Consider the following 11,451-nt stretch of genomic DNA (forward strand, 5'->3'; position numbering starts at 1 on the left):
ATCTGGTCTTCTTATGCTTTTGCAGGTTTCTACGGTGTGGCTTTAGCTGCTTCTGCAATGATGGCTACAACAGCTATGCAGTTAGCAATCGACGCTTTCGGACCAATATCTGATAACGCTGGTGGAATTGCTGAAATGAGTGAATTACCAAAAGAAGTTCGTACTCGTACCGATATTTTGGATTCAGTTGGTAACACAACGGCTGCAACAGGAAAAGGTTTTGCAATCGCTTCGGCTGCATTAACATCGTTAGCTTTATTTGCTGCATATGTAACCTTTACCGGAATTGACGGAATCAACATCTTTAAAGCGCCTGTATTGGCTATGTTATTTGTGGGTGGAATGATACCAGTGGTTTTCTCTGCTTTGGCAATGAACTCTGTTGGGAAAGCTGCAATGGATATGGTTTATGAAGTACGTCGTCAGTTCAAGGAAATTCCAGGAATCATGGAAGGGACAGGAAAACCGGAATATGGTAAATGTGTTGAGATTTCTACAAAAGCCGCTTTACGCGAAATGATGTTGCCTGGAGTTTTAACTATCGGTTTCCCAATCGCAATCGTATTGTTAGGAAAATTAGTTTACGGAGATAATAACCAATTAATCGCTGAAATGTTAGGTGGTTATATGGCTGGAGTTACAGTATCAGGTGTTCTTTGGGCTGTTTTCCAAAACAACGCTGGTGGTGCTTGGGATAATGCTAAGAAATCTTTCGAAGCCGGAGTTATGATTAATGGCGAAATGACATACAAAGGTTCTGATGCTCACAAAGCGGCTGTAACCGGAGATACTGTTGGAGATCCATTTAAAGATACTTCTGGACCATCAATGAACATCTTAATCAAATTAACATGTTTGATTGGTTTAGTTATCGCTCCAATATTAGGTGCTGGTCACGAAGGTGGAACTAAAGAAATGCAATGCAATGTTGAAATGAAAAGTGAAATGATGGGCAAATGCGACATGAGCAAATGCAAAGACATGACTAAAGAAGAATGTGCTGCGATGTGTGATTCTTTGGGATGTAATGCAGAAGAAAAAGCAGCTTGTCTTTCTCACTATGATGCTGATGGAAAATTCATCGCTAAAAAAGATGATTGTTGTGCTAAAGGCGAAATGACTTCTACTGAAAAGAATGTAAAAGTCGTAATTACCAATACAAACGGTAAAGCTAAAGCAACAGTTACAACTACGGTTAACGGGACTGCAGCATCAGAAACTTTTGAAGGAACAGAAGCAGAGGTAAAAGCTAAAGTAGAAGCATTGAAATAATAGTTTATCCTATTAATTAAAAATCCCCGTCTAGTTTTTTGGAACAAGACGGGGATTTTTGTATTAATTATAGAAGGTAAAAAAATAAAGAATGATTTTTCACCAATCTCTTGTTAACTAATATACTTGAACTCGCTAAGTTTTAAAGCATAAAGGTTTAAAAATAAAAGTAATTGATTGTTTTTAAGTTTAATAAAAAATTACTTTAAAAACTAATAAGTAAAATATAAAAAAAGTTGTCATTTCTGACAACCTTTTTATTGATCTATAATATGCTCCGATTAGTTTCGTTTAATAACCTTAATGATTTTCTCTTTATCATCAGATGCTACTTTTATAAAGTAGGTTGCTTCAGCTAAACGTGATAAATCAACCTGAACCTCTGTTGCATTTGTTTTTTCATTCATTAAAGTTTGACCTAATAAATTAATCAAAGTTATTTGAGTAATAGTTCTCGAGTATGAAATGGTTACAACCGATGAAGTTGGATTTGGATAGTATGTAAAATGCAAATTATCAAATTCATCATTGCCTAATGTAACTGTTACTGTCACAGCAAATGGTGCACTCGAACACGATCCAACAATATTAACACAATAGTATGTTGCACCGGTTGTGAGTACTGTAGATGAAGCTAATGAATTAGTTCCAGCTTGTGCATCTACTAAAGAACCATACCAAATTACGGTAGTAGGATTCACTACAAGATTAGCTATTGTGGCATCGTTTAAATCAGCTACATCAAATGATTGAGAAGCATTTCCTGTTGGAATACTTGCGGAATTTATAGCTAAGTTCAAAGTAGCCGTATTACAACCAGTAACTACAGTAACACCTGATTGTGCTGTAGTGTAGGTAAGTCCATTTTCAGGCCAAGTATACGAATCACCATCACAAATAGAGGTAGTAACACTTCCGTTGGTTGTCAAAGGAGTAATCGACAAATTCAAAGTAGCCGTATTACAACCAGTAACTACAGTAATACCCGATTGTGCCGTAGTATAAGTAAGTCCATTTTCAGGCCAAGTATACGAATCACCATCACAAATAGAAGTAGTCACGCTTCCGTTGGTTGTTAAAGGATTTACAACAATAGTCAACGAAGCCGTTGTTGAGCATTGTCCTGCATCTGGCGTAAATGTGTAAGTTGTTGTGGTAGTATTATCTAATGTTGGCGACCAACTTCCCTGAATTAGATTGTTTGAAGTTGTTGGTAATGCAGATAATATATCACCGTTACAAATATCCGCTACAGCATTAAAAATTGGTATAACTGTAGTTGCTTGTGTTTGTATTATTTCCAAACCATAATTTCCTTGTTCACGACCCAAACCAACATAACCCTCTACTAAAACATAAACAATATTTTCTGTGGAAACATCTATGTCGTTTATATAAGATTGAAAAGTAGCCCCACAATCATCATCACTAAAACCTATTTCTGTAGTTCCATCTTCTTTAAATATTCTTAGGATAGTATCAAAATCTGAGTTTGTACAGGTATTAGCGCTCAAAGCTATTGTACATGGACTTAAAATAACTTTATACCAAACATCCGGTGAAGTAGTTCCAACGGTGTCTGTAAAACAATTTTTAGCTAAATTATTTCCTGATGTCGTATAATTTGTTGCTGTAACATCAATCGCAGTAGCCAAAGTGTCTCCCGGAGGAGGTAAAGTATTAATAGTTAAATTTAAGGTTTCGGTACTACAAGTACTCGGATTGGCAGCAATGCTTAGATTTTTTATGGATACATAATGGTCAGGTATATTGGTTGTCGAACTAATAACGATGCTACTTATGTAATTAGAATCAAAATAGCCAAAAGTATCAGTATCTGTTGTCACTGTTCTACTTTCTACAGTTCCATTTGAATAGTTAACCGTGATATTTCCAGAGATAATTGCATCAGTAAAATCAGATGTAAAATAATTTCCAGAAACACCATAAACCGGAGGATCAAAAGTAATTGTTAATGGATTATTTGCATTTCCTGTTCCCAGAAAATCGCCACTAGAGTACATTCCTCCTGGAGCTGACATGCTCACAGTAACTGATCCGTATGTTATATCTGTTGGGTTAGTTGCATTTATACCACTTAGAGTATTTGAAATTACTGTTGCGTTAAAGGATGCAGCATGCTCATTCCATAAAGCTAAATCATCAATTACTTGACTATCGGGAATAGTCATGTAAGTTGAATAAGCACCACTTGTTGTGTAAGTTGTTCCAGTGAGAGACCAAGTGTAGCTATTACAAGCAGTCACATTAGTTGAATTAGTCACAATCGGATTAACGGTAATTGTTTTTGTTTTTGTGGTTGCACATTGACCTATATCAGGTGTAAAAGTATGGGTTGTTGTGGTTGTACTATCTAAAGCCGGTGACCATGTTCCTGTAATTCCATTATTAGATGTTGTCGGCAATGGCGCCAATGTATCTCCGTTACAAATAGGATCAATAGCTGTAAATGTTGGTGTAACAGCTGGTGTTATAGTTAAGTCTAACGTATTGTTAGAAGCCGGGTTGGTGGCAATACTTAAATTTTTTAATGAAATATAACGGTTTGTTGATGTAGTTGTTAAAACAACAGTAGTTAAAGGAGTAGTCGAAAAATAGCCAAAAGCTTCAGTATCCGTATTTACGGCTCTATCGTCTGTTGCACCATCTGAATAGGTTGCATTAACGTTTCCATTCACAACATTGTCTGAAATATTAGTAACAAAATAATTCCCAGCAACACCATATATAGATGGACTAAAAGTGATAGTTATTGTTTCACCCGGATTGTTTACCCCTATAAAAGATCCGCTAGAGTACATACCGCTTGGAGCAGACATAGTTAGACTTGTTGTACCTATTATTATATTTATAGTTGTAGCAGTAGGGATTCCAGATAAATTGTTGAAAGCAACAGTCGCTCCATAAGTAGAGGCGGAATTGTCCCAAGCAGTTTGATCATTAAAAAGCTGTGTTATTCCTCCGCCATCTGTATATATACCAGTATTGGTGTAGGTTAAACCATTTACAGGCCAGGTGTAACTGTTACAAGCTGTAACTACATCGGTGGCTAACACGCTTAGTGTTGGGTTACTATTTCTAGCTACATTTCTAGCTGAAACCCTTTTGGAAAAATTAGTATGTTCTGAACCTTTTCCACTTTTTGATTGTGCTTGCAGCGAAACGTTTAATGTAAAAAGCAGCAAAAACGACAATGAAATGTGTTTGTTAATTGAGTATTTTTTTTCCATTTGGTAATTTTTTGGGGGAATTAGATTGACTTTTAATAGTTAGATTAATAATTATGATTAAAACTAACGCACTAAAAATAGATATTAATTTTAATTACTAACTAAATTTTTCGTTGTTTTTGAAGTTATTAACGATTAACAAACAAAAAATCCCCGTATCGTTCTAAACAATACAAGGATTTTATCAAAAGTTTTAGAATTTAAAACAATCCGTTTATTTCAGCATTGATTTTATTAATTACAAATCCTAAATCTTCCGGATTGTTAACAAAATCAATATTGTCAACGTCTATAATTAGTAGCTTGCCTTTGTCATAAGTGTGAATCCAGGCTTCATAGCGTTCGTTCAAACGACTCAAATAGTCAATTGAAATCGTGTTTTCATAATCACGGCCACGTTTGTGAATTTGGGCAACCAAATTTGGAATCGAACTTCTCAAATAAATCAACAAATCCGGTGCGCCAACCAATCCTTCCATTAATTCAAACAGATCAGAGTAATTTTGAAAATCACGGTTGGTCATCAAGCCCATGGCGTGCAAATTTGGGGCAAAGATGTGCGCATCTTCATAGATGGTTCTGTCCTGAATTATATTTTTACCACTTTCCCGAATTTGCAATACCTGACGAAAACGACTATTTAGGAAGTAAATCTGCAGGTTAAAACTCCAACGTTCCATTTGGTGATAGAAATCATCCAAATACGGATTGTCAACTACGTCTTCAAAATGAGGTTCCCATTTGAATTGCTTTGCCAAAAACCTTGTTAACGTTGTCTTTCCTGCTCCGATGTTTCCTGCTACTGCTATGTGCATTATGGTAATTTTATTTTATAATTCTTAATTTGTTGGTTGGTAAAAATAGCCAAAATTTGGTCTTTGTAATAATAATTTTGAAACGAGTTCTCAACAATTTCTATTTCATGGACAACTTTGGTTTGATTGTTCAAACTATAGAGAATATTGTCTCTGGAAAACAACAGTTTTTCATTGTCTATAATCTGAATTTTTTCAAAAGGAGGAATATTAGCCAACAAAGTTACTTTGCCAAAAATATCGATAGCATACCAATTATTAATGTCATCTATCCAATAAAAATTATTGAAATCGGATTGGGTGTATTTTATGCTTTCCTGGATGGGATTGCCAATGTTTTTAGATGTATTTTTTAAATAATCAAACAACAATATCTGCTGTGTCAGCGAATTATAAATCCAAAACTGATCCTGCGAAGCCAAACCAACTTTTGATGCAAAAATGGTGTTGTCAATGTCAAAAAGATTGAGTTTCTGAATTTCGTTAAGCTGATTGTCAAGTGTGATTATGGTATTAAAATCTTCATAAAAAACCACTATTTTCAGTGGATTGACATAATCAACAGCAGTGATTTTTCCCAAAGCCACGTTTTTATATTCCCAAGTCTGACTTTCGTTTTGCTTGCTGAAAACATTATCTTTAATGTAATAATTATTACCCAAACCATCAAATCCAATATAGGTTTTGTTCTCAAGTTCTTTTGTGCTTAATACAGTAGTTTTCAGCTTTTGGTTTTGACAAAAACTAATCGAACAGCACAATAATAAAAAGAGATAAATTTCGTTTTTCATGATAGTGCTAATTTACATTAAACCAAATTAATTTCAACGAGTACAAAAAGATATTTTAACAAAACTTTGGTAACTGAATTCATAGGGATTCGTCATATTTGTTCTTTAAAAATAAAAAACAATGAGAAACTTACTTTATACTTCATTATTCCTTTTAGCATGTATTACTTCAAATGCACAAAAAGACTTCCAAGGAATGGCCGTTTATGAATCAAAAACAAGTACTTCCGATTTCAAATCCCGTTTTGAAGGCAACAAAGAAATTTCACCAGAAATGCAAAAAATGATTGAAGAACGAATGAAAAAAATGTTCGAAAAAACATTCATTCTCAATTTCGATAAATCGGCTTCTATATACAAAGAAGAAGAAAAATTAGATGCTCCGGGCGGACAACAAGGCGGTTTCAGAATGATGAGCTCTATGATGGGCGGTGGCGGAACGTATTACAAAAATGTAAAAGACAAAAGCTACACCGTTGACAAAGAATTTATGGGAAAAGAATTCTTAGTAAAAGATTCATTGCCAAAATTAAATTGGAAAATGGAAAGTGAAACCCGAATGATTGGCGGTTACAATTGCTTTAAAGCCACAGCAGTTCGTCCTGTAAGCAAATCAGATTTTAGAAATTTCAGACCTAAAAAAGAAGAACAAACCAAAGAAGGTGAAGCTAATAAAGACGATAAAGAAAAGAAAACCAACTTTATGGATGATTTTGATATGCCAAAAGAAATCACCATCACTGCTTGGTACACACCAGAAATTCCAGTAAATCAAGGACCGGAAAGTTATTGGGGTTTGCCAGGTTTAATTCTCGAAGTAAACGATGGAAAAACGGTTATTTTGTGTTCGAAAATTGTATTGAATTCTAAAGATAAAGTAGAAATAAAAGCACCAAACAACGGTAAAGTAATTTCTCAAAAAGACTATGATGAAACCGTTGTTAAAAAAATGGATGAATTAAAAGAAATGAATCAGGGACAAGGAAGAGGTGGAATGCAAATCAGAATGGGTAATTAAATCATCATTCCATTAATTACATTTATGAAAAAACTTTACGCAGTACTTATTCTTTTTATATCAGCCATTTCTTTTTCTCAAAACATCCGTTTTGAAGGAATTATTCAAGACACCAATAAAGCGCCACTCGAAATGGCGAATATCATGGCGATGAATCAGGGATCCAAAACCATGGATGCTTACGCAATTACGAACGACAAAGGGAAGTTTGTTTTAAACCTAAAACCTAATTCATCCTACACTATTAAAATGAGTTACCTTGGAATGCAAAACAAGGAAATTACGGTTACGACTCAATCTCAAAACATCACGCAAAATATTATGATGGAAGCCGGCGGAATTGAACTCGAAGGAGTTGAAATTGTCCGCGAAATGCCGGTTTCTATAAAAGGTGATACCATAGTTTACAATGCCGATTCTTTTAAAACTGGAACCGAAAGAAAATTGGAAGATGTTTTGAAGAAATTACCCGGAGTTGAGGTCAATGCTGATGGTGAAGTAGAAGTAGAGGGCAAAAGAGTAACTAAATTAATGGTTGAAGGCAAAGATTTTTTTGATGGCGACACCAAACTTGGCGTAAAAAATATTCCCGCTGATGCTATTGATAAAGTGCAAGTACTGAGAAATTATAACGAAAATTCAATCCTAAAAGGTGTCGAAAATAATCAGGACAATGTTGCGATGAATATCAAACTAAAATCAGGAAAGAAAAATTTCTGGTTTGGTGACATTACAGCTGCTGGTGGTTTTCGTCCCGAAGGTAAATTCGACCGCTATAATGTAAACCCAAAGCTGTTTTATTATAGCCCGAAATACAGTGTCAATATTATTACCAATTTCAATAATATTGGCGAATTGCCGTTGACGATTCAGGATTATTTCAAATTCACCGGCGGTTTCAGAAGCATGATGGCCAAAGGTGGATCGAGTTTTAATATATCATCAAATGACCTTGGAATTTCATTGTTGAGAAACAATCGCGCTAAAGAAATAGAAACCGATTTCGGAGCAACTAATTTCTCTTATAATCCAACCAAATCATGGTCATTGAGTGGTTTTGCTATTTTGTCTTCTTCGATTACCGATTTAGAAACGGTATCAACGACAAACTTTTTAGATCCAACATCAACCGAAGTGGCATCAACTGAAAACCGTGATGAAATAGCACATCAGAAAAGTAATTTGGGTTTGTTTAAATTAAGTTCAAGCTATAAACCGAATGCCAATTTCCAGTTTGATTATGATATTTTGACCAAGTTTTCTAAACAAGATGAAAACAATTCGCTCTTGAGAGAGACCATTGATGAAAATAATATTTCTACTACTGAAGGTATTTTTACTGCCAAAAAACAAGATCCGGTTACCGTAAATCAGAACTTGAGTTTCTATTATACGGCTGCTGAAAAGCACATTTTTGCATTTGAAAGCCAACATTTATATCAAGACGAAAATCCGTTTTATAATGCCGATTTACAATCAGATCCTTTTACATCAACGTTACCTCCGAGTAATATTTTAGGCTATGATACGTCTCAAAACAGAACCAATTTGAACCAAAACCGTTTTGTGAAAACAAATAAACTGGATGCGAAGTTGGATTATTACTATATGCTTACGCCAAAAAGCAACATCAATATTACCTTAGGAAACACCAATTCAAATCAGAGTTTCAACTCATCGATGTATCAAATTTTAGATAATGGAAATGTCAACGAATTGGATAATACAGCCAATACCAATGATGTGAATTATCGTTTTAATGATGCCTTTTTAGGGTTGCATTACAAAATATTGACCGGCAAATTTACTTTTACACCTGGAGTTAGTCTTCATACGTATGCCTTGAACAATGAACAATTGGGAACGAGTTACAAGCAGAATTTCACCAGAATCCTACCCGATTTCTTAGCATTGTACCAAATCAAAAAAGCAGAAACGCTGACGTATAATTTTTCATTTACCAATAATTTCACTGATATCAACCGTCAAGCCGAAGGTTATGTTTTAAATAGCTACAGTAGTTTGTCAACTGGAAATAGAACCTTAGAGAATTCTATTCAGCAGTCGCACACCTTGCGTTATTTCAAATACAATATGTTCAATTTTGAGAACATAGCTGGAGCAATTAGTTATAACCGAACCATTGATGCCATTAAAACAAGAGCTTTTTTTAATAATGTAAACCAAATTTCATCACCATTTAACTCAGAGTTTGCGGATGAAACACTAACCTTTTTTGGTAATTATGGTCGCTCCTTTTTCAAATACTATAAAGCATCGTTTACGGCCAATGTCAATTGGTCAAAGTTCAATAATATTCAAATAGACCGAAATACGTTGCAAGATGTTTTGGTAACCAATGAAAGTGTTAGCCAAAATTACTCGCTAAAAGCTTCAACCAATTTTAAAAACATGCCGAATATTGAATTGGGTTACACTTTCTCGGTTAATGAATATCCAAACGATAAATTTTTTACTGATAAACCAACGGTTAGACTAGATTATTTCTTCCTAAAAAGCTTCTCATTTGTTAGTGAATATGAGTTCTATCACTATTACAACAGCGATAAATCGGTTGAAAACGAGTATGATTTCCTTTCAGCTAGTTTGATTTACCAAAAAACGAAAGACAGTAAATGGGAATACAAAATCTCGGCAACCAACTTGTTAAATACAACTTCGCTCAATGATGATAATTTCTCGCAATTCTCTACACGAACTTCACAATACAGAGTGCAACCGCGTTATGTACTATTGAGTTTGAAATATAATTTGTAGCAATTTCCCGCTTTCCGCTATATCTTTTTTGTTTTGTCAATAGCAATGTCAGGCTGAGCCTGTCGAAGCCTTGTCGAAGTACAAAACAAAAAAGGATGCCGCTTCCATCGGGCCTGCCTGCCGGTAGGCAGGGCTAAAAAGAAAACCCTGACTTTCATTAGAGAGTCAGGGTTTTTTCTTTGCGTCCCGAAACTTCTGGATTCGCGTATTTCTTTGCAAACTTTGCGGTTAATTAAATCTTAAAAGCCGCTTTAACTTTATCTACAAAGTCTAATTTTTCCCAAGTAAATAACTCTACAGTTACTGTTTTTGGAGCACCATTTGGCAATTTGAAAGTTTTGGTAACTGTTTCTGGAGTTCTTCCCATATGTCCATAAGCAGCCGTTTCGCTGTAGATTGGGTTTCTCAATTTCAAACGTTGCTCAATAAAGTACGGACGCATATCAAAAACGTTCTCCACCACTTTACTGATTTCTCCGTCTGTCAAACTTACTTTAGAAGTTCCATAAGTTACTACGTTAATAGAAGTTGGTTTTGCCACTCCAATGGCATACGAAACCTGAACTAAAACTTCATCACACAATCCTGCAGCCACTAAGTTTTTAGCAATATGACGTGTAGCATAAGCTGCTGAACGGTCTACTTTACTCGGGTCTTTTCCAGAGAAAGCACCACCACCATGAGCTCCTTTTCCACCGTACGTATCAACGATAATTTTTCTTCCAGTCAAACCTGTATCTCCGTGTGGTCCACCGATTACAAAAACACCAGTTGGATTAATGTGATACGTAATGCTATCGCTAAATAAATGAGCGTATTGAGGGTATTTGGCTTTAATTCTTGGAATCAAAATAGATACTAAATCGCTTTTAATTTTAACCAACATTTCATTATTTGCAGCGTCTTTATCTTCTCTTGAATCAGATTTAGGTTTCACAAAATCATCATGTTGAGTAGAAATAACGATAGCATCAATTCTTTGTGGTTTGTTATCATCAGAATACTCTAAAGTAACTTGTGATTTAGCATCAGGACGAAGGTATTTAATTTCGTTATTTTCTCTTCTAAGATTTGCTAATTCAATTAACAAAGCGTGAGATAAATCTAAAGCCAAAGGCATATAGTTCTCCGTTTCATTAGTAGCATAACCAAACATCATTCCTTGGTCACCCGCACCTTGATCTTCTTTGTTTGCTCTGTCAACTCCTTGATTAATATCAGCAGATTGCTCATGAATGGCTGAAAGAATACCACACGAATCTGCATCAAACATATACTCGCTTTTAGTATATCCAATTTTTTTGATTACTTCTCTCGCAATTTGTTGAACATCTAGGTAGGTGTTTGATTTTACTTCTCCAGCAAGAATTACTTGACCAGTCGTAACCAATGTTTCGCAAGCCACTTTTGATTCAGCATCAAATGCCAAAAAGTTGTCAATTAACGCATCAGAAATTTGGTCTGCAACTTTGTCTGGATGTCCTTCACTCACTGACTCCGACGTAAATAAATAAGCCATAACTATA

At 35.0% G+C, this 11,451-nt stretch carries 7 protein-coding genes; 3 read left to right on the forward strand and 4 right to left on the reverse strand.

Annotated features, from left to right (window positions below; translation table 11 throughout):
* Positions 1 to 1,272 (forward strand): sodium/proton-translocating pyrophosphatase (locus RMN97_RS07570; RefSeq protein WP_309613915.1); only part of this gene is annotated, 1,272 nt, incomplete at its 5' end.
* Between the two features lie 281 nt (positions 1,273 to 1,553).
* Here RMN97_RS07570 and RMN97_RS07575 read toward each other — a convergent pair.
* The 3 genes from RMN97_RS07575 to RMN97_RS07585 form a co-directional block, all read right to left on the reverse strand.
* Positions 1,554 to 4,523, reverse strand: coding sequence for a T9SS type A sorting domain-containing protein (locus tag RMN97_RS07575; RefSeq protein WP_309613916.1), 2,970 nt, complete (start codon positions 4,521 to 4,523; stop codon positions 1,554 to 1,556).
* Positions 4,524 to 4,723: 200 nt separating this feature from the next.
* The gene (locus RMN97_RS07580) at positions 4,724 to 5,338 is read right to left on the reverse strand and encodes a deoxynucleoside kinase (RefSeq protein WP_309613917.1); all 615 of its coding nucleotides are present in this window, start codon (positions 5,336 to 5,338) and stop codon (positions 4,724 to 4,726) included.
* Positions 5,338 to 6,129 carry a hypothetical protein gene (locus RMN97_RS07585; protein ID WP_309613918.1) on the reverse strand — a complete coding sequence of 264 codons (792 nt, stop codon included), beginning with the start codon at positions 6,127 to 6,129 and terminating at the stop codon, positions 5,338 to 5,340. The genes RMN97_RS07580 and RMN97_RS07585 overlap by 1 nt, the downstream gene beginning before the upstream one ends.
* Positions 6,130 to 6,250: 121 nt before the next feature.
* Here RMN97_RS07585 and RMN97_RS07590 point away from each other — a divergent pair, with 121 nt between their 5' ends.
* Positions 6,251 to 7,147 carry a GLPGLI family protein gene (locus RMN97_RS07590; RefSeq protein ID WP_309613919.1) on the forward strand — a complete coding sequence of 299 codons (897 nt, stop codon included), beginning with the start codon at positions 6,251 to 6,253 and terminating at the stop codon, positions 7,145 to 7,147.
* Positions 7,148 to 7,171: 24 nt separating this feature from the next.
* Positions 7,172 to 9,925, forward strand: a complete 2,754-nt coding sequence (locus RMN97_RS07595; protein ID WP_309613920.1) for a carboxypeptidase-like regulatory domain-containing protein — start codon at positions 7,172 to 7,174, stop codon at positions 9,923 to 9,925.
* A gap of 232 nt (positions 9,926 to 10,157) precedes the next feature.
* Here the strand turns inward: RMN97_RS07595 and metK are convergent, their stop codons facing one another.
* On the reverse strand, positions 10,158 to 11,444 hold the full coding sequence (metK, locus tag RMN97_RS07600; protein WP_309613921.1) for a methionine adenosyltransferase: 1,287 nt from the start codon (positions 11,442 to 11,444) through the stop codon (positions 10,158 to 10,160).
* Between the last annotated feature and the right edge of the window lie 7 nt (positions 11,445 to 11,451).

It is taken from the genome of Flavobacterium sp., from assembly GCF_031381455.1.
Lineage (GTDB): Bacteria > Bacteroidota > Bacteroidia > Flavobacteriales > Flavobacteriaceae > Flavobacterium.